The following is a 19507-nucleotide window of genomic DNA, read 5'->3' on the forward strand; positions in this document are numbered from 1 at the left end:
AGATATTGCCCCTGAAAAGGTCTCCGAATAGCCTATTTGCTTTCGGCTGCCGAAACGCCTGAAACAGGCCCGGCTGCGCCCTTGATAAACAAATCCTTCAATCGACTGAAGGCCGCCTGCAGGGTTTTGTCCATCACCACCTGATTGCCTATCGAAACAATTACCCGTGCCAGCTCAGGTATCTTGGTTTTGGTCGCCAGCATATAAATAGGCTGCACATATAAAATCGAGTTGCCCATCGTCAATATCACCATTCGGCCTTTTTTAACTTCCGAGCCTTGTTGATTCCATAGGGTAAACTGCGAGGCAATTTCCGGGTTCTGATCGATCAGCGCATTGACCTGCGACGGTCCGTTAACCTGCACAGCCTTCGGGAATTTGAAAATAGTGATGCCCGGCTTGTAAGTGTGGTCGCAGCTTTTATCGTCAACTGTACCGGCAATGCCAACCATACTTAAATTATCTCTGTGTATTGGGGTCATCGGATTAATCATCACAAACTCTTCCAAATCGTTGCAACGATCAAAGTCCATCGTAATGAAATAGGGCAATACAGGCTGGCCATCCACAGAGGCGAATTGCCAGGTTTCCGCCTGCTCATAAAACAACTCCGGGCTGTTTTGATGATATTTAGCGTAAATTTTCATCTGCATATAGTACAAGTCGCGCGGATAACGCAGATGCTGCATTAGCTCGTCGGGCATTTCCCGTAAATTTTTGAAAACGCCGGGATACGCGCGGTTATAAGCGTTGATGATCGGATCTTTTGGGTCGGAGATATAGTAATCGACGCTGCCGTCATAGGCATCGACTACAATTTTCACCGAGTTGCGGATGTAGTTGAACTTGTGCTGGCCGTCCAGATAGTCGTCGGCTGCCGGTTTGGAGACCGGGTAATAATTGGATAAGGTATAGGCGTCCTGTATCCAGTAGAAGCGATCCTTGTCAACAACCAAATACGGATCTTTATCCAGGTGTAAAAACGGCGTCAGCGCGGTAATTCGCTCGTCGATATTACGACGCAGCAATAACTTGCTTTGCGCGGATATGTTTGGCGAGAAGAAGATTTTTTCGTCTTTCAGGTAAAACGAGAACAACATCTTTCTGAACAGCGACGGGATCGGTATGCCGGAGATACCCTGATAATCCACGGATTCGCCTGGCGCGGAGCCGGAAATATCGGTCACAGCCAAGTTGTTCGGTACGATCGCGTAGCGATATTTCTCCAAGCCATAATAAATGTCGGGATATTTCACGGAAAATCCGACATCGGAGCTCATGTTTAAATCGCGCAAGTACCAAACGATAGGAATGCCGGCATCCTGAGCCGCCGGAGAGATGACCGCACCGTATCCATGGGTGTAGCGCAAATGGGTGTTTTCCCAGTTTTGCGCCTCCTTGGGTAATTTATCGATATTGACTTCACGGGCTGCCAGATTGACCTGTTGATGATGGCCGTTAATAAAATAACGGTCTTCATCGACAGTCGGAAAGCCATAATATGGCCGAATGCCTTGTAACTGCATATAGCTGTCGATAAGAAATTCGCGATCCCAAACCGGAATATTTTCGAAATGTTTTTTGGTCGACCAGGCTTCTATATCTTTGGTGGCGTCCAGATTGACCTGAAAATCGACGGTTTTAATATTGTTTAAATCGAACGCCGCCATGGTGGCATCAATGTTATGCCGAATCGAATCACCTTCGGTGCGCGTAAAATTAGGCTTGACGATAAATTTTTCAATCAACTCAGGTAGGGTATGAGAGCCTTGTAGGCCCCAAACGGCCAAAAACCCCAAGGAGGCAACGATAATCGGCGTTTTACTGCGATGTCTCTCCGACAGTGCGTAAAAAATTACTGATATGGCAATGGCCAAAAAAAACAAGACCTCAAGCCAAATCATCGGCAACTTGTAACGCAATTCGACAAAACCGGGGCCAAAAAACACCGGTTCGTTACCCCCGGAATATAACAAGGCGAAGCGTTCCAGTAAAAATCCCCAGACCACAAACAACACCACGAATGCAAACAGCACCGTCAAATGGATCTTCGCACCCAGTGGAAATTCCTTGCTTTGATTGGGGACAAACACATGTTCCATCCAATACAGCACGCCGGTCGCCAAGAGCACAATAACCGCCGTGGTTAGCAACTCCTTCTGAATCAGCATGTAAATCGGATAGGAAAACATGTAGAAGCTGACGTCGTTGCCATATACCGGATCGACGATACCCGATGCGCTACCGAAGAAAAACAGCAGTGCCTGTTCCCATTGCAAATAGAACGGCACGGCAATGACTACGGCGAGTAGCAGTGAAATGGGAGTGTAGATACGAGCCGAACCACTCATGAACACATCGGCAAAGCGTTGAAAACGCCGACGCTTGGAGTCGTCCATCAATATTTCATCGGGCGGGTTCAGGCCCAGGTAGCGAGAGGCAATCCAGAAGTGAAACAGAAAAACAGCAAAGAAAAATGCAGTAACCGCACCGGAGAAAATAAATCGGTAGAGTAATTTCAACCAAAAGTAGGCTTCGAACTCCAGCGAACGGAACCACCATAGATCCACGAAAAAATCGAGAAACACGAAGTAGAACGCGATATATAGCACAATAGCAGTCGCGAGGGTCGCTAAAGTGATCGCCGGCAACAGTTTCCAGTTACGCATAATTTCCTCTTTACTTAGATATCCGAGCGCCTACTTGCGGAACACGGCGCCAAACAATGGCCGACAATGTCCCCTTAACATCAATGGCTGAGCATTCTAACACCCAAATCCGGATTGTGATTGTCCGGCATATTGTCCGGTTGTTGGCTGGATTGCCGAGTTGTTTGTCGTGGGGAAAAGAGGCGAGTTCAATCCGATACTAAATAGCTGATTGTCTCGGTCAAGAAAGCAAGGGGGACGCGCGCCAACGGGCATCAAAGGCAGTAGGGCGCAAATTTTTGCCGGATTTTAGATGGCGCAGGATGGTGAACAATTCGCTCTGATCATAGCAATACAGGCTTGCTTTGCATCGCTGTCACAACTCGAGACACAATGCGGCAGTTTCACGCCCGCCTATAGTAAAACGCCGCTGACGAGACTCTAGCTCGACAGCGGCGCTGGTGTGACGCCAAGCAGTGACAGGCTATTTTTTAAACATCGCCATGATCCGCTGGCGATTGGCAAAGCCGACATAACTTAAGCCGCCCAATATCAAGCCATACAGCAATTGTCCGATAAAAGACTGCTGATTTCCGGCTGCTTCTGCTTTCGCTGCGGCGTCTCCCGTATTCAGCGGGGGAGGCGGTGGCGGTACAAAAGCCACTTGCTTTTTGTTAGTAATTTCCGGCAAGCCTAAGCTTTTCCAGGCGTCGTAATCCTGCCAAGCGGGATATTTACCTTGCCAGAATTCTCTGGTGAAGTAAGGTGCCAGGCTCATGCCATGGACTTTGGGGATGCCTTTCTCATCTGAAAAACCTTTGTACACCACCAAACTGATGTCGCCGCCCTCGCCGATACCGTTAGTAGTGAAGGATTTCTCGACGTGGTCGTGAAACATCCAAACGCCTTGCCCAAAACTGTTCAAACCATCGTCAACGCCGCTTAATTCCAAATCGATACGTTGGGCTGGCACCATGCCATGTACGTCGCGCTTGATATAAGAATTAGGACCATTATCGACACCATCGTAATGCGTTACCATGGGCTTGTGGCCGTGAATATGCATCGCAAAGGCTTCCTCGTGGCCGTTCAATATCCGCAGCTTCACCTTTTTATTTTCTTCCATCAGGATCAGCGATTCCCGCAGCGTGTAAGGGAACGAGCGACCATTGAGCATGAAATAATCGGGCGTGGCGTCTGTGATGTCATATTCCTGATTCATCCGCCGGGCAATGATCCGCGGATCATTAGCGGAACGCACCATCTCATGCAATTCCTTATCAACCGATTGATAGTGCAGATCGAACTCTGCCGCATACTTTTCTTTGACAGCTACCGATGGATGGCGAACCTGTCCATTACCGACGTTGAAAACCTGTACCCAGTTGTTGGGGCGATTTTCCTCGACCACAAACATACCTTGCAAACCCATTGGAATATGGGTGTGTGGCTGTACGTGGCAGTGGTAATACATGGTGCCGGGTTGGCGCGGCTTGATCACATAAGTTTTGCTCTGGCCGGGCAAAACATCCATCTGGCCGGTTTGACCGACACCATCGTTGCCTTCACCACTATGATCCATGTAAGGGTGATCAACACCATGCAAGTGGATTGAGTGCGGAAAGTAATGGCTGTTTTCCAGCACCAACCAAACAATATCGCCTTGTTCCACCCGAATAGTCGGTGATGGCGCGCGCAGCAAAGGGTTGGCCACCGGCTCGTACAAGCTCAAGGTAGACATATCGCGAGTTTTGGGCGCGTAGACCCAGAAAGTCGGTTGGATGCCAGGTGCAATATCAAAGGTGGTGGTGGGGTCTTTCATGTCCGGAGAATGGCCGTTCAGTTCGGCAATTTCCAGCTTGATAATATAGTGGTCGGGGTCGCCGTCGCCGTCCATATCTTCGCCGAGCGTGATGGCATCAGCCGCGAGCTGTGTCTCCATTAAGGTAGACATTGAAATATTATTGGTGCCTTTAACAAAAGCAGCGATTTCAGCAGGATTATCGGGGTTACACATCCGTGATTCTTGTATTTCGACTCCGTCGATCACTTGCGCATCACGCCACTTGGCATCGGTAAATTCGGAACAAACTTCCTCTGCCGCACCCATTTTGACGCTACTGGTCGCCGGTAGTTTGTCTACCGCTGCCATAGCCCATTGCGACGCCGGAAGCAGGATGGCGCCACACAGAATGGGGATAACCTTTTTATGCATACAAAACCTCATAAAACAGACGAATTGACGGAAGCCTTATCAAGGCTCCCGAATATCAGAAAAGCCAGATACTGTAACCAGAACCCATGGGTAAAGTACAGTAATTATTTGATGAACTTCTGACAATCCCGACCGGTATTGCGTAGCCGCCAAACGATCTAATTCTACTCAGCGGCTAATGCCTTATAATTCCACGACTAGCGATTATTGCCAGTCAATCCGCGACATTTTTGCAACGGACCACTCAGCTAAATTATGCCCAGTATCAGAGTATTGCTTTGTTTGATTTTTATTTTTTTAGTTCACGGCAGTTTCGCCTGGCTGAGCAACCAGCCGCAAGACGCCGGCACAGACGTACCCTCCGGCAAGTTGATGAGCCTGTCCTTTGCGCCATTTCGGGAGGGCTTTAGTCCGCTGGAAGAAAAATTCCCGTTGCCGGAGCATATTGACGAAGATTTGCGCCTGCTGGCCGACAAAACGGAAAGCATCCGTACTTACTCCAGTCTTGGTGGGCAGCAACCCACTCCGGCGTTAGCCCGCAAACACGGATTGAAAATGATCCAGGGCGCTTGGCTTGGTTATGGGTACAAAGACAACAGCAATGAAGTCAATGCCTTAATCAAATCGGCCAATGAAAACCCCGACGTGGTGAAGCGAGTGATTGTCGGCAACGAAGTGCTATTGCGTGGCGACATGGATGTCGACAGGCTGATCGGCTACATCCGCGAGGTGAAGAAAGCGGTCAAGCAACCCGTGTCTTATGCGGACGTCTGGTCGATGTACATGAAGTACCCCAAACTGATCAACGAAGTGGACTTCATCACCATTCACATCCTGCCGTATTGGGAGGATGAACCCATTTCGGTGGAAAATGCCTCGCAGCATTTGGAAAAAATTGTCAAACAGGTGGAAGACGAAGCTCGCGGCATTGCACCCGGTAAACCTATATTGATAGGTGAATCCGGCTGGCCCAGTGCCGGCAGACAGCGCGGCATGGCCATTCCCGGCGTCGTCAATGAAGCCAAATTCATTCGCGGCATGATCCAGGTCGCCAATCGCCACGGCTTTGATTACAACATCGTTGAAGCTTTTAACCAACCCTGGAAAAGTGAACTGGAAGGCGTGGTTGGGGCCAACTGGGGCTTGTTCTCGGCGGACCGCGAACCGGTATTTCCATTGACCGGCCTGGTCAACGAAACGCCGAATTGGCCGATCCGCTTTGCCGTCGCCACGCTGATCTGGCTGTTGGCAATCGTGAGGTATTCCAAAAAGCTGGCACAAGTATCGCTGATCCGCATGTTGGCGTTTTTCACCCTGGCACAAGTCTTCGGCGTTTGCCTGGTGACATTGGCCGATTTTCTCTGGTACACCAGTTACAGCACTTGGCAAAGGCTTTATACCGTAGCGCTGGTGATCGCGAATACGGTTCTCGGCGCGCTGCTGCTCGAACGTGGTGGCGATATTTTGAGTGATAAGCCAGGCAGCATTAAGTTGGCCAGTAGCTTGAGAGCCGGTTATCTAGTCTTTATATTGCTGGCGCTTTATAAAACCTACGGACTGGCCATGAATGGACGCTATTTGAGCTTTCCTATCGAGCAGTTCGCCATTCCGGCTTTTGGGGTAATCGGTTTGATTGCTTGTCTATGGCTAAAGGAGAATAAATTCAATGGCCGAACTTTGGCGTTTAACAGCCTAATTGGCGGGAATTTGCAAAGCCGCCGTGATCGGTTCTTTGCGTATTTACTGAGTTTTGGCGCTATAGCGCTGATACTGGGGGAAGCCAAAGCCTTTATGGATGGTCGGGATTTCATTCAAGCTCACCCAGGCTTTTCGGAAGGCCTGCCCTTTGCGCTGAGCTATACCTTATATAACCAACAGTTGCTTGCCTGGCTGGTTTGTTTGCTTACGCTGTCCTTGCCGTTCTGGACTAAGCATCGCAGTAAACAGGACGCTTAAGTTTTACGTTAACGGGTATGACGTCGTGATACCCGTTTTTCATCCCAGAAAGGCGTTGTTATATCGAGTGACAGTTTGCCGCGCGTCAATTTGTCACATTTTCAAAACATGCTTCCAGCATTAAACTGTATGCAACTCTTATGTATGCGCTCCCTCTCCTAAAGGGTAAAGAGTTTTAATATCCTTCCTCAATGCGGCCCTTGGGCCGCATCTTTTTTCTGGATGAGGTTGCTGTCTATGGAACGAAACTACTATTCAACTACGTCAACTTTCGTGCACCCTAACGAACTCAATTGGCGCACAGCTTTTCATGAAGCCGGACATGCCGCGGCTATCCATCTTGGCAATCGCCAAAAACAATTACCTCCGGTTTTTTTTGAAATACATGTCAAACGGCCTGTTAACGCTTACGACGATTTTTTTGCGAAAGTCGTAGACGGCAACTTAATCCAGAACTTGCCGATTGCTGTCGTGGAAAGCTTTAACGACTTATCCGACGATAATCAGCAGCACGCCTGCCAACGCGCTTACGAAGCGGATGTCGTCAACTTATTGGTTGGGCCTTTGGCGGAAGCCAAATATGTTTCTATTCGCGATGACGAAGTTTTTAATATCAATCTAATAAGTTTTAATGCCTTACATAACTACGGCGGCTATAGCGATCTGGAAAAGGCACTCAGTTACCTGGATCACTTCATCGCGTCAAAAAGTCAGCGGGAAGAGAAAATGCAGGAATTGTTGCTTCAGGCTTTTCGCTTTATCGACAATCGCCGCCACTGGAAATGTATCCTTAATTTAGCCCACTATATCCTGGACAGTCAGCAGGAAATCATCTCCTGCGATGAGGCAATCGGCATATTCGACCGTTGCCTGACAGCCAATACACCGTTCAGATCGGTCAGCTACCCATTTCTGTTTGGCTGAAAGTAAGCGAACAAATCGCTCAGTTGTGGGGAGTGATTTTGTAGGGGTGGCGCTAAAAAAACTAACTTTTCGTATTAGATAGCCAGCGATCTAAAAGAACCGCCAAAAAGGTGGGAACCGTTAAAAATTATCGTTCGAACACCGTACAGCGATTGCGTCCACCTTGTTTGGACTGATAGAGGGCCTGATCGGCTCGCACGAACACATCGTCATGCATGTCACCCTCTATAAACTCACTGATACCGCAACTCAGGGTTAGATTCACATTTTCGCCGTTAGAATTAAATCCACAGCTCTTAATCATCTTGCGGGTATTTTCCGCCATTTCCAGCGCCTGAAACGCGCTAGTGTTGGGCATCAGCATGACAAATTCCTCGCCGCCGTAGCGGGCCACGAAGTCAGTTTCCCGGCAGTTGTTCAGCAATAGCTGAGCAACCAAGGCCAGGGTTTTATCGCCGGACTTGTGGCCGTAGGTGTCATTGATTTGCTTGAAAAAATCAATATCCCAAATGATCAGCGCTAGCGGCGCTTTATAACGCTTCCAACGCTTCAATTCCATTTCCGCACGATTGTTATACGCCAGACGATTCGGCAATCCGGTCAAGGAATCGCTTAGGGCTTTGTCGTGCTCTATCTTAAGTTTTACGCGCAGGGTCTCGGTCTCGGTTTCCAATTCCTGCAATTTTTGCGTCATTGACTCAATTTTTTCTTGCGCATCCCGCTGTCTTTCATCTTCTATTTGTTTATGCTCAAGTAAACGCTCCAGCAAGCGATCAAGATGCTCGGCGGTCTGGTTCTTTAACAGGTCGAGTTCTTCAGCCGCCTGCGTCGAGTCCTTTAGATTGCCCACGTGCCTGTGAATTTCGGTATTCATGATCTCGCGATCATCAATCAATGCTCGATTAGCTTGTCCAGCCGTTTCCACGTCTTGGCCGAGCTCGTCCAGCCTCTCGCTCAAATCGCCTAGAAACACATCGATACCTTTCTGTTCGGAGGCGCTGTAATCCTTGATGTTCAGCAGCAAGGTAATCGCCGAGTCGATCACTTTCTTGTACGAATCCTCACTTAGATTAGCTCTGACCCGTTGCTTTAACAGCGACGTCTGCTGCTGAAAACGTAAAGGCACCTCAGTGTCGCCAAGCAGTTCATCCAAACGCTCCAGCAAATAGTTGTGTTGTGATTCAGTAGCATCGTCTTCCCCGATGCTCACATTCTGCTTGGCTTGCTTGGAAATGTGTAACAAAGTTTTGGAAACCGCTTGCAACTCAGACAGTAATTCCTGCGAATTCGCACCGCTGCGCAACTTTGCACCTATTGCCAAAAGGTGGGGCTCCAACAACTTGTGGCTGCCTTGGCAAAAAATCAACAGCTGAATAACGAGCTTATATAAAAACTTTTCGTTATCGAGTGGTGCGGAATAGGGAGTAACCGTTACCATGTGTCAGACTTGCTTACACGACAACACAACGGTTACGGCCGGTTTGTTTGGCGCGGTACAAGCCTGTGTCGGCTCTATTGAAAATCGATTCGTTAGTATCGCCATCGATAAATTGGCTAATTCCACAGGATAAGGTAATCGACACTTTGTTGCCATTGGCATTGAAGCTACTGTTTTCCAAGGTTTTCCGAAGTTTTTCCGCGATCACCAAGGCGGATTTGGCATCGGCGCCAGGCAATATCATCACAAACTCCTCGCCGCCGAAACGCGCCACGAAATCGGTTTCCCGGCAGTGTTTGAATAATAATTCGGCAATAACAATCAGGGCCTTATCCCCGCATTTATGGCCGTAAGTGTCGTTGATAGTCTTAAACAGATCTACGTCCCAAACCATTAGTGTCATCGGCGATTTATGCCGCCGGCAACGCGCCATCTCATCCGCCAATCGATCCTCGAACGCCAACCGATTCGGCAGATTAGTCAACGGATCGCGGGTTGCTCGATGTTGGGCAAGATCCAGTTTCGAGCGCAAATCAGAGGACTCGGACTCCATTTCCCGCAACCTTTGCGATAGGATCTGCATGTCCCGTTGGGCTTTATCGCGTTCCTGCCGTTCCTGGAGATTGTGTGCTTGAATCTGTTGCGTGATAGTGGTTAATCGACTGCTGACAATTTGCTTCAGCGGCTCAAGCTGCGTTGCGTTTTCCGACTTTTCGCGTAGCTCCATAATTTGCTCGGATACGGCCTGATCCAGCAGATTGCGCTTTTTAACCCTTATTTCGTTGGCGGCGTTAACGCCGGTCGCTTTTACACCTAATTCGGTTAATTGCTCGGTCAATTTCGACAGAAATGCCGCCATCTCCTGCTGTTCCGATTCCAAATGTTTTTTTATCGCCAACAGCAATGCAACCGTATCGTCAAAAATAGGCCCTAAGGCTTGATCTGCATGCAGCCGGTTTTTGATTTTTTCGGCGTCTTCGGCAAAAACCAACGGAATTTCCGCATTGTCCAACAAACGAACCAGTTGAATATTGATGGCTTTAGCATCCGCTCCGGTCAGTTCCAAGGCCAAGTCGATGTTGGCAAGCGGCTTGTTATCTTCTATAAGCTCCAACAGGGCCAGATAAAAGCCCTGATTGTTACTGAAGAGGCGGTTTTCGTATTTTGCGCGAATTTCATCGAGCTGATCCAAGTGTTGGGGATATTGCTTACCAAGAAACTCGAACAGCAATGAAGCGTCCATGAGGGTAGGCTCAGGCGATTCTTCCAACATTATCAGCGCATTAGAAAATGCCGATAGCTCTTTCTGCAATTGCTGGCTTTGCAGGCCGCTTTTTAATAAATTGCGAATACGGTTTAAGTGAGGATCGAGTTGCCGGTTCAGGCCTTTAACGGCCAGCGCAAAACGGACGATGGTTTTGCATAGCAACTCTTCGTTGACTTTGTATTGTTTTTCAGTTTGTTCCTGGTCGTCCAACAGCTTGAGGTATTTTTCCTTCCACCTGTCCGGACCCTCATCCTTGTTTTTAAAAAAAACCATGAAACGTGCCCTAATTCTTAAATTCTTAGTCGCTTGATTATAGACTATCGTTGAATTTGTGAAGAATATCCTACAACCAGCATTCGCCCCTCACGTCCTTGTGCGGCAATTCGTTAGTTGGCCGTTTATTTTTTCTGACTCTCTTGCGTGATCAATTGATTGACTACGGTCAACATGTTGGCCTGAGATTTTGCCGACTGGGCGGTGACTTTGTATTTACCGTTGACAATCAACGCAGGTACGCCACTGATACCGTAGCGAGGACCGGTAGACTCGGCTTGACGCAGCTTGGCGTCGACCAAAAACGAGTTAAAAGCACTGCGAAAATCCTCGTCCTTAACGCCATGATCGGCAAAAAACTTAGCCAGTTCGTCTTCGCTGACTAATTTTTGCTTCTTGTTCTGAATCGCATCGAACAGATCGGCGTGGACTTTATCCAAAACGCCTAAAGCTTCGGCCGTAAAATAAGCCTTGGCATGCTTGCCCCACAGATCGCTGAATACCGCCGGCTGACGGATAAACTCAACATTGGCGGGCTTGGTTTTCAGCCATTCCACCATGGACGGTTCCAGGCTATAGCAATGCGGACAGCCGTACCAAAAAAACTCGATCACTTCGATCTTGTCCGGATTTTGTACCGGCTGCGCCGGCGTGATGGCTTCGTAACCACCTTCTGCATTTACCAGCGCAGAAAATCCCAACAGTCCCAACAATGCGATTATTTTTAACATCAACGTTCTCCGTAATAATGTATATCCCGATAAAAAAACATGTTCACACGCAAATGCGTAAACGCTTTGACAAAATCTAACGCATTAACCAAGCCAATGACTGGTCAGCGCCTCGTCAAGCCCTCACTCCGTAACATTCAAGCAAACGCAATTCTGTAATCTAATCCAAGCTGCTGCGAAGCTGACCTTGCCAAATTGAAGCCAAGGCTTCCGCGTCGGCCTTCAGGAAGAGAGGTTTCAGAGCGAGGAAGGCAGGTTGTGACATACGCGATGAAGAGAATTTAACCCTTGTGAGTCAAGGACTGGATCAAATCCGGCAGAGCAGCAACTCCGCCGGATAACGAAGGCTTATTTCATCGTAGAGATGTAGTAAGCGACTGCTTTAATATCCTCGTCTGTCATTTTGGTGGCGATCATGTGCATCATGTTCTCCCGGTTGTTACTACGCGCGCCGGTTTTGAAATCAGTCAGGCTTTTAATCAGATAATCGGCGTGCTGCGAATGCAAGGACGGGAATGAGGCCGGTTTATTACCTTCGGCATAAGGGCCGTGGCATGCCACGCACGCCGAGACTTCACGACTGATATTGCCGTTACGGTATAAATCGCTACCTTTCGTAATTAAAGCATCCAACTCTGCTTTTTCTTGCTCAGGGGTTTTAGCCGGCGCATCGTCGTCGTCATTCGCCGGCAATTTGGGTGCCGGATTGGTGGAAATTTTGTTGCCGGCATAATAATTGGCAAGTTCCTGAATCGTTTGCTCGTCAAGGCCCGCCGCCAATGGCGCCATCATCGGGGCCAAGCGTGCGCCACTCTTGAAGGCTTGTAACTGTTTGACCAAATAAGTTTGGTGCTGTCCTGCCAATTTTGGAAACGCCGGCATCGTGCTGTTACCGTCTTCGCCGTGGCAGCCCGCGCAACTGGCGGCTTTGGTTTTTCCGGCGCTGGCGCTGGCATTACCTTGCGCGTTTACATGGCCGGCAGCAGTTGCCAACAACAAAGAGATGGAAACAGTCAGCAATTTTTTTATCATTATGGGCCCCTGCTCAGGAAGGTTGATCGACATTAAGCAAGCTGATGTCAGCCGCCGGACGTTATAATGCCCGGATTCTAACCGATTTATAAACACTAAGCGAGACTGTGATGAATCCCATCTACCACCAGGCCAAGTTCATCAACAGCGCCCCCAAACTGAAGGATGCGCCGCCCGACCAAGGCATGGAAATCGCTTTCGCCGGCCGTTCCAATGCCGGTAAATCCAGCGCGATCAATACGCTGGTGCAACAAAATGCCCTGGCCCGCGTCAGTAAAACCCCCGGCCGGACCCAATTGCTGAATTTTTTTGAAATAGACGCCAAACGCAAGCTGGTCGATCTGCCGGGTTACGGCTACGCCAAAGTCCCTGAGGCTATCAAAAAAGATTGGCGGCAAATGATGGAAAGCTACTTGCACGACCGCCAAGCCCTGTGCGGCATCGTTCAGGTCATGGACATCCGCCACCCGCTCACCGACTTCGATTGGCAAATGGTCGAGTGGTGTGAGCATCGCAAACTGCCCTTGCACATTCTGTTGACCAAATCCGACAAACTGAAGTTCGGCGCGGCTAAGACTACTTTATTGCAGGTGCAGCGGGATTTGAACCAGGCCGATATTGTGGTGACTTTGCAATTGTTTTCCGCTTTGAACAAAGTCGGCATTGACGATGTACACCAGGTTTTGGATGAGTGGTTTGGATTCCGGAAGATGGTGGTTGCGGAGGATTAGACTTTGCTGTTCTAACCAGAAACCCAAAGGTACGTTCGGCAGACTTTCAACTTCAAACGTAAGCTGAAACGCTCCAAAAACAACTCTAAGTATTTTACAACCCACCGCGAATGCATGCAGTTATGGCCCGTTCTGTTTATGACGAATCAGGGCCATCAAGGGCGGCCAAGAATATGTCCAGATAATTGCTGATTTCGTTGCTTAATGGGCTAATCGGCGCGGCGAGATTCTTAATCCGATCATAATCTGCCCTTAATTCTGTTTTAAGCCAGTCTCCCTAGAATTTGCCGCAACTGAATAATTTCCCAACAAGGAGTCGTATATGTTCAGAGTGACAAAAATCATGTTGATCGGTTTGTTGTTTTCGTCAGTTGCTTTGGCCGATGACGATTGGGGCGAGCATCGTCATCATCGGCACCACCATCACGGTCACGGTTATGGACGCGAGTATTACCCCGCTTACCCTGTGGAGCGCGTGTATGTGCCCGAGCGAGTAGTGGAATATGTGCCCATACAACAACGCTATTACGCGCCGCCGCCGCCCCCGCCAGTTAGATATGGCGGGTACGACCAACGTTCTCCGCAAGGTTTAGTCGGTGGTTTGGTTGGTAGTGCGATGGGTTATGAGATGGGCCGCGGTGACCCATTGGCGGCCGGTATCGGTGCTGCGGCCGGTTCGTGGATTGGCAATGGGATGAATAGATAATGACGAAGCTAACAGTCTGTTCAGTCACTGCCGCTTGTCTGTTGGTATCGGCTTGCGCTTCGCAAACCGGCTGGACGCCAACCGTAGACACTTACAATAACCAAAACTCTTTCCGCTTGAATCAGGATATGCATGACTGCCAGCAATTGGCATCGCAAGCGTCCGGAGGTACTGCGAAAGAAGCCGCGATAGGCGCCGGTGTTGGTGGCCTGATTGGTGCGGCCGGTGGCGCCGCTTTGGGCGCAGTGCTCGGCAGCCCTGGAAAAGGTGCAGCTATCGGTGCGGCTGCCGGCGGTATCGGCGGTGCATCCAAACAAGGTATTCAATCCGAAGACCGCTATAAAAATGCCTACAACAACTGCTTACGCCAACGCGGCCATCGGGTAGTTAACTGAGCAATCCGTCAGGACAAATCGGCTCGGCAATCTCTTCTGAATTTTTCAACTCTATCCATTGAAGACTGCTTGTTTAAGCAGTCTTCCACGCGGAGAAACAGTTATGTTTTTAGATACGGTATCGGTTTTTTCAAGCCGATTTAGCCTCAACGTGCGGCGATGGCATGCGGTTATGCCGCTGATGTTTATGAGTCTACTCAGTGCCTGTTCCAGTGTGCCGACGCTGCAACGCACTGACGATCAAGCCATGCTGCCCGGTACGACTAAGACCACTTACACCAAATCTTATAAAGTCAAAGGTAAAACTTATTCCCCGCTGCACAGTGCGCTAGGGTACAAAGCACAGGGATTGGCTTCCTGGTATGGCGCAGAATCCGGTAATTTTACTGCCAACGGCGACCGCTTCGATCCGCGCGGCATGACGGCGGCGCATAAAACGCTGCCAATTCCCTCTAAAGTTCGGGTTACCAATCTGCGTAACGGCCGTTTTGTGGATGTGGTGATCAACGACAGGGGGCCTTTCAAAGCTAATCGACTTATCGATCTGTCCCAGGGCGCGGCGGAGCAGATTGGTATGCGCGGATTGGCGGAAGTGACGGTGGAATATTTGGGAAGTTAGGCGGGTTCAGGCTGGTTGCTGCACTTGACCGTCTTCTTTATGCCTTGCGGGTACGCCCGGATCGGGGGGGATGTGAGGTCCCTGTTTAGAATACCGCAACGCAGCCGGCGCTTGCCGCCGAAGCGACTTGCATTGCGACAATTCTGTAAAGCGGTGGACTACATGTTTTTATGCCTTTCTTCCACCATCGCGTCGATATATTGCATCACATCGGCGCTGGCGGCCTCGGCCAGTTGCATTTGCCGAATGATCTCATCAAGCATGCCTGGATCATCCACCCATTTGGATCGAGAGACTTCATAAGCCTTTTGTGTCGTCCTATGCACCTCGGCATGCGGCTGATTCAATTTGGCGTAAGCGCTGGTTGAGCGGAATTTTTCATAGCCCAGCCCTTCGTAATACCATTTTCCTAGCCGGCAATTATGGTTGTCTACCATGATGGCTTGGTGATGCGGACACTCGCTGAAGGTTTCTATCGCCACATAGCCGTTTTGTTTGTAGACCACATGATCGAGTTTGGCCAGGACGCCGAAGGATTTGTCTTTTGCATAAGAAATGTAATCGACCGAAATTTTTGCCGACTGCGACAGATTGGAAAACTGCTGGCGGAAGGCATTGACCTGCGCCAGTATCTCTTGCGACAGCGATGACGAACTTTCAGCTTCGACTTGCATTTGTTCGACGCGTTTATTAAACGATTTCAGTGTTCTGGAGACTTCCAATGCGGCGTTCTTGGTATGCTCGGAGAGATTTTTGACTTCGTCAGCGACTACCGCAAAGCCGCGTCCATGCTCGCCGGCGCGAGCCGCTTCTATGGAGGCATTTAAGGCCAGCAGGTTGGTTTGATCGGCAATTCCGGTAATCATCGATAAGGATTCCGTGATTTTTTTGCTGTCGTTAATCAGCGCGCCGATCACATCCGACACCGAATGAACATTGGCATTGATGTCGGACAGGGAGTTACTGATGGTTTCCACTGCCGATAGGCTGGCGTTGGCGTTCTCTCCGGTTTCTATCGCAATATTTTCCACCTTTTGCATTTGCTCGGTGATATTGAGCAAGTCGCTCTGATTGCCTTTCAGATTGACGAGCAGATTCGTGGTGTTCAGAGCATGCAGACCCGCCGACAATCGCCGTTTGATGGTTAATTTGTCGTTTTCATCCATGATTTTGATGGCGTGATTCATATTCTTCGCCGACTTTTTCAGTATGCCCGGAAAGCCGTCAACCAAGGCATAACGGTCATAATTGCCTTCCGCCGCGTGCTGGAAACAGGAGTTCATTTCTTTGAAGTAAGACTCCATGATGTCCAAGGTCTCATTGAGCTCCCAGGCTATTTTGCCGACTTCGCCCATGCCTCGCGTTTTGGTGACGCGATGATAGAGTTGGCCTTGATTCGTGTGTCTCAGCACTTCTTCTATACGCTCTAATACCAGCAGGCATTGTTTGCCGGCGTACCAGGCGAATAACGACACCAATGGTAATGGCAGCAACAGACCAAGCATGAACCAGGAAAAGCCATGCATGATAAGCGTGTAGACGAATGCCGCAACGGTAAAAAATATAATCGCTGCCACCGCATAAGTCAGCTTGGTTCTTAAAAACGGAATATTGGCGTTTGAATTCATGGCTTACACTCCGTTGGGCTTATACAGGCTTAACACCAGGCTATTGTAATTTTTAGCGCCGGCTTGCTGAACCACGTCGAATAGGTATTCCAGCGATTTATCCGGGGCATCTTTGACTGAATGGCGTTTCTCGATGGCCAACATTTCCTGATAAATCGGTATGATGACCCCCAGTGCGCTGCGGGGCGGATTACGGCGCACCGAATAGTAACCCTGCAATTTACCGTCTTTGTCATAGTCCGGCGTAATGTTGGCAAATACCCAATAAAATCCACCATCCCGGCACAGATTTTTGGCAAACCCGAAAAACTCGTCACCGGCCTTTAAGGTATTCCACATCAATCTAAACACGCCGCGCGGCATCTCCGGGTGTCTGATGATGTTGTGTTGGATGCCCAGCAGTTGGTGTTCCGGATAGCCGGCAATTTCCATAAAAATGCGATTAGCGTAAGTGATCCGCCCCGAGGTGTCGGTCTTGGAAACGATAAAATCATCATCCGCGAGTTTTTTTTCGTGATTGTTGGGCGTGATAGTCGGCTTCATATTCCGTACCTTAATTTGGGGCTATTGGTGGTCAGTCCAGGCATATTTTGCGCGAAAACCGAATGAGCTTGATCGTGGCTGCATCGGACATTGATTTGATCCGGGATTCTCATAGCCGCGCATATTGTGGGGTATTCGCTTGCCACACAAGATTAGCTCAATTGAGCAAATTAATCAGAAGGCGCTTGATTGACGTGGCTTCGAAGGGCTTGTCCAGTATGGCGGAGACTTCGGATTTTTCGATGGCCGCCAGACGGCTTTCATTTTGCTCACTGGTCACCATCAATATCGGTACCGAGCCGCGTTCGGAATGGTTGCGAATGTGATCGACCAGTTGTAGACCATCCATCTGCGGCATGTTGTAGTCGGTGACTACCAGATCGAAATACTGTTGATTGAACATTTGCAGCCCTTGTTTGCCGTCATGAGCGGTCACAATTTGCCCAACGCCAATATTTTCGAAAACCCTGGTCAGATATTTCAACGAGAATTCGCTGTCGTCCACTAACAGCACGCTCAGGTCCTCTATGTCCAGATGGGTCAGGTTAAGTTTTTCCGGGCGAACATATTCCAGCGTCGAATGCAGGGCGGTTTCCAGAGCCTGACGGGTAAACGGCTTGGGTAATATGGCGATGGCCCCGGCCTGGCGGATCGGTTCCAGATATTTGATATTCGTCTCGCTGGAAATCAGCAAAAAAGCCATTTCGTAGGATTCGTCGTGTTTACGAAGCGAGGTTACCAACTCCACGCCGGTCATGTCGGGCAAATACATCGAGCTGATAATCAGGTCGGGCCGGGAGTGGTGTAAACGCTCGAACAACTCCGCGCCGGAATTCAGGCAGGTAATGTCGTTGATATCGCAAGCATTTAAAAAATGGGAGATGATTTGCTGCTGAGTATGTGACGGCTCGACGAGAAAAACCTGAAGATTGGCAAGCTGATAGTCTGTCATGGATTAGTGGTTTTTCATGCAGTATAGGGTTAAGCCGATATGCGCTTGTTTGGCAAAATGCTTGGCTGCGATGAAGTCCTCGCGCGTTAAGGGTAGTCCATGAATAGAATGGTCGCAATAAATAAGGCCCACGGTCTTTTTCTCCGCATAAACCGGGAAAACAAAGCACTCGTATTCGCCGATATGCTGGCGGATTTGCGGCGTGTAAAGCTCGCGATGTTGCTGGGGAAACAGCCAGACGCCTTCTTGCTGATGTAGGGCATGAAACAGTAAATTTGCCGAGGGTTCGGAATTGTAGATGCGGATTTTTTGGTCAAGCCCGATTTTGTGCCAGCCTAGGGAAAATTTTTCGTTCAGTGTCTGCTTATCCGGGCTGAGCAGCATGAATAAAGTCCTGTCCATTTCCACGCCGCGATGTATGCCTTCCAACACCATTTCAAACAGGCCGTTTAGATCGATTTGCCCGCTGATATGGCTGCTGATGTCTTGCAAAATCTGAAATTGCAGCTGCTTCTTGTCGGCCTTTTCCTCTTCCGCTTCTTCGAATTTGGCGATGATGGCTTCGGTGCTGATGAATTTGGAGGCATCGTTGGCGCCAAACTGGCGGGCGATATGCACGGCTTCCGAGGTGTTTTTGTCTATTTTTGTTTTCAGGATTTCCGTTGGCAGGCCGGTGAATGCCGCGACTTTCTGCAGACAAGCCCGCATGGCATCTGAGTCGCGGCCGGCTTTTAGCGCTAAGCAAATCTGATGTCCCAGTTGCACCATTTGCACTCGTTTTTCCGCGGAATCGGGTTTGGCGATGGCTTGTTCTATCAGGCCGCCCAGGCTCCAGGATTTACTCAGTTTTTTGCCCAAGTCCTGCAAGGTAAAGCCGAGTATTTTCTTCTCGGCTTCGCGATTGTTCAGCCCGCTTTTTTCGATTTGCTCATGGACTTTTTTGGATTGCGGATTGCCGGAGCACCAGAAGGCAATGTGGCCGATATTGTGCAGTAGCGCCGCGACAAACACTTCCTCGGGAGAGGTGTCGCCCATGCTGAGCGCCAAATCCTTGGCCTGCACGGCGGCATGCAAGGCTAAGGCAATTTCCCGATTGGCCCTGTCCTTGTTGGTGGACGACAGCATCGCTTCGAAAAACGAGCAAGCCAGCGTCAGCTCTCTTATCACCTCCGCGCCCAGTACGACGATAGCGCGCGATACGGTACTCATCTTTTGTTTGGACGGGTTGTAGTAAGGGCTGCTGCCCACCTTAAGCAGCTTGGCGGTGAGGTTGGGGTCTTGCAGAATCACCGTCGCCAACTCGATGGCCCCCTTATGCCTGTCGTCCAACGCCGCGTAGATGTTGTGCGCGGTGTTGGAGAAAATCGGCATTTCCTGCACGCGGAGCAGCTCTGTCCATTCGTCCAGAGATTGCGGTGGCTTTTGCGCGGTGCCGGCGGGGGTCATATA

General features: G+C 49.5%; 16 protein-coding genes. 6 read left to right on the forward strand and 10 right to left on the reverse strand.

From position 1 onward, the window contains the following. Positions 1 to 32: 32 nt before the first annotated feature. Together EBB_RS05415 and EBB_RS05420 are read right to left on the reverse strand one after the other, a co-directional pair. Complete coding sequence (locus EBB_RS05415; RefSeq protein WP_192392785.1) at positions 33 to 2669, reverse strand: UPF0182 family protein; 2637 nt, start codon at positions 2667 to 2669, stop codon at positions 33 to 35. A gap of 463 nt (positions 2670 to 3132) precedes the next feature. Then, positions 3133 to 4863: a multicopper oxidase domain-containing protein gene (locus EBB_RS05420; protein ID WP_192392786.1), complete on the reverse strand. Its 1731-nt coding sequence runs from the start codon at positions 4861 to 4863 to the stop codon at positions 3133 to 3135. A 255-nt stretch (positions 4864 to 5118) separates the two neighbouring features. Here EBB_RS05420 and EBB_RS05425 point away from each other — a divergent pair, with 255 nt between their 5' ends. Beyond that, entirely contained in the window at positions 5119 to 6819 is a 1701-nt protein-coding gene (locus EBB_RS05425; protein ID WP_192392787.1) for a glycoside hydrolase family 17 protein, read from the forward strand. A gap of 237 nt (positions 6820 to 7056) precedes the next feature. Continuing rightward, positions 7057 to 7743: a hypothetical protein gene (locus tag EBB_RS05430; RefSeq protein ID WP_192392788.1), complete on the forward strand. Its 687-nt coding sequence runs from the start codon at positions 7057 to 7059 to the stop codon at positions 7741 to 7743. Positions 7744 to 7870: 127 nt separating this feature from the next. Here EBB_RS05430 and EBB_RS05435 read toward each other — a convergent pair whose 3' ends face one another. From EBB_RS05435 to EBB_RS05450, 4 genes are all read right to left on the reverse strand, one after another. Beyond that, the gene (locus EBB_RS05435) at positions 7871 to 9064 is read right to left on the reverse strand and encodes a GGDEF domain-containing protein (RefSeq protein WP_225587249.1); all 1194 of its coding nucleotides are present in this window, start codon (positions 9062 to 9064) and stop codon (positions 7871 to 7873) included. Between the two features lie 130 nt (positions 9065 to 9194). After that, positions 9195 to 10721 carry a GGDEF domain-containing protein gene (locus EBB_RS05440; protein WP_192392790.1) on the reverse strand — a complete coding sequence of 509 codons (1527 nt, stop codon included), beginning with the start codon at positions 10719 to 10721 and terminating at the stop codon, positions 9195 to 9197. A gap of 125 nt (positions 10722 to 10846) precedes the next feature. Continuing rightward, on the reverse strand, positions 10847 to 11452 hold the full coding sequence (locus tag EBB_RS05445) for a thiol:disulfide interchange protein DsbA/DsbL (protein WP_192392791.1): 606 nt from the start codon (positions 11450 to 11452) through the stop codon (positions 10847 to 10849). 348 nt (positions 11453 to 11800) lie between these two features. After that, positions 11801 to 12484, reverse strand: coding sequence for a c-type cytochrome (locus tag EBB_RS05450; RefSeq protein WP_192392792.1), 684 nt, complete (start codon positions 12482 to 12484; stop codon positions 11801 to 11803). A 110-nt stretch (positions 12485 to 12594) separates the two neighbouring features. On the opposite strand from EBB_RS05450, the gene yihA reads away from it, so the two are divergent. The 4 genes from yihA to EBB_RS05470 all read left to right on the forward strand — a co-directional run bounded on the left by yihA (position 12595) and on the right by EBB_RS05470 (position 14935). Continuing rightward, positions 12595 to 13215 carry a ribosome biogenesis GTP-binding protein YihA/YsxC gene (yihA, locus tag EBB_RS05455; RefSeq protein ID WP_192392793.1) on the forward strand — a complete coding sequence of 207 codons (621 nt, stop codon included), beginning with the start codon at positions 12595 to 12597 and terminating at the stop codon, positions 13213 to 13215. A 322-nt stretch (positions 13216 to 13537) separates the two neighbouring features. Then, entirely contained in the window at positions 13538 to 13921 is a 384-nt protein-coding gene (locus tag EBB_RS05460) for a hypothetical protein (protein WP_192392794.1), read from the forward strand. Beyond that, positions 13921 to 14316: a glycine zipper family protein gene (locus EBB_RS05465; protein WP_192392795.1), complete on the forward strand. Its 396-nt coding sequence runs from the start codon at positions 13921 to 13923 to the stop codon at positions 14314 to 14316. The genes EBB_RS05460 and EBB_RS05465 overlap by 1 nt, the downstream gene beginning before the upstream one ends. Positions 14317 to 14503: 187 nt before the next feature. After that, positions 14504 to 14935: a septal ring lytic transglycosylase RlpA family protein gene (locus EBB_RS05470; RefSeq protein WP_306789987.1), complete on the forward strand. Its 432-nt coding sequence runs from the start codon at positions 14504 to 14506 to the stop codon at positions 14933 to 14935. A gap of 158 nt (positions 14936 to 15093) precedes the next feature. Here EBB_RS05470 and EBB_RS05475 read toward each other — a convergent pair whose 3' ends face one another. From EBB_RS05475 to EBB_RS05490, 4 genes are all read right to left on the reverse strand, one after another. Next, positions 15094 to 16563 carry a methyl-accepting chemotaxis protein gene (locus tag EBB_RS05475; protein WP_192392797.1) on the reverse strand — a complete coding sequence of 490 codons (1470 nt, stop codon included), beginning with the start codon at positions 16561 to 16563 and terminating at the stop codon, positions 15094 to 15096. Between the two features lie 3 nt (positions 16564 to 16566). Next, a complete protein-coding gene (locus tag EBB_RS05480; protein WP_192392798.1) occupies positions 16567 to 17106 on the reverse strand; it encodes a PAS domain-containing protein in 540 nt (179 codons plus the stop codon). Between the two features lie 157 nt (positions 17107 to 17263). Next, positions 17264 to 18058, reverse strand: coding sequence for a response regulator (locus EBB_RS05485; protein ID WP_192392799.1), 795 nt, complete (start codon positions 18056 to 18058; stop codon positions 17264 to 17266). 3 nt (positions 18059 to 18061) lie between these two features. Beyond that, complete coding sequence (locus EBB_RS05490; RefSeq protein WP_192392800.1) at positions 18062 to 19504, reverse strand: HDOD domain-containing protein; 1443 nt, start codon at positions 19502 to 19504, stop codon at positions 18062 to 18064. Between the last annotated feature and the right edge of the window lie 3 nt (positions 19505 to 19507).

This window comes from Methylomonas fluvii (assembly GCF_014850975.1).
Lineage (GTDB): Bacteria > Pseudomonadota > Gammaproteobacteria > Methylococcales > Methylomonadaceae > Methylomonas > Methylomonas fluvii.

Bases quoted from the DNA above. Each gene is read 5' to 3' on its own strand.
- EBB_RS05425 (WP_192392787.1), top strand. From the start codon at position 5,119: ATGCCCAGTATCAGAGTATTGCTTTGTTTGATTTTTATTTTTTTAGTT.
- EBB_RS05480 (WP_192392798.1), bottom strand. From the start codon at position 17,106: ATGAAGCCGACTATCACGCCCAACAATCACGAAAAAAAACTCGCGGAT.
- EBB_RS05470 (WP_306789987.1), top strand. From the start codon at position 14,504: ATGAGTCTACTCAGTGCCTGTTCCAGTGTGCCGACGCTGCAACGCACT.
- EBB_RS05475 (WP_192392797.1), bottom strand. From the start codon at position 16,563: ATGAATTCAAACGCCAATATTCCGTTTTTAAGAACCAAGCTGACTTAT.
- EBB_RS05450 (WP_192392792.1), bottom strand. From the start codon at position 12,484: ATGATAAAAAAATTGCTGACTGTTTCCATCTCTTTGTTGTTGGCAACT.
- EBB_RS05465 (WP_192392795.1), top strand. From the start codon at position 13,921: ATGACGAAGCTAACAGTCTGTTCAGTCACTGCCGCTTGTCTGTTGGTA.
- EBB_RS05485 (WP_192392799.1), bottom strand. From the start codon at position 18,058: ATGACAGACTATCAGCTTGCCAATCTTCAGGTTTTTCTCGTCGAGCCG.
- EBB_RS05420 (WP_192392786.1), bottom strand. From the start codon at position 4,863: ATGCATAAAAAGGTTATCCCCATTCTGTGTGGCGCCATCCTGCTTCCG.
- EBB_RS05490 (WP_192392800.1), bottom strand. From the start codon at position 19,504: ATGACCCCCGCCGGCACCGCGCAAAAGCCACCGCAATCTCTGGACGAA.
- EBB_RS05415 (WP_192392785.1), bottom strand. From the start codon at position 2,669: ATGCGTAACTGGAAACTGTTGCCGGCGATCACTTTAGCGACCCTCGCG.
- EBB_RS05460 (WP_192392794.1), top strand. From the start codon at position 13,538: ATGTTCAGAGTGACAAAAATCATGTTGATCGGTTTGTTGTTTTCGTCA.
- EBB_RS05440 (WP_192392790.1), bottom strand. From the start codon at position 10,721: ATGGTTTTTTTTAAAAACAAGGATGAGGGTCCGGACAGGTGGAAGGAA.
- yihA (WP_192392793.1), top strand. From the start codon at position 12,595: ATGAATCCCATCTACCACCAGGCCAAGTTCATCAACAGCGCCCCCAAA.
- EBB_RS05430 (WP_192392788.1), top strand. From the start codon at position 7,057: ATGGAACGAAACTACTATTCAACTACGTCAACTTTCGTGCACCCTAAC.
- EBB_RS05445 (WP_192392791.1), bottom strand. From the start codon at position 11,452: ATGTTAAAAATAATCGCATTGTTGGGACTGTTGGGATTTTCTGCGCTG.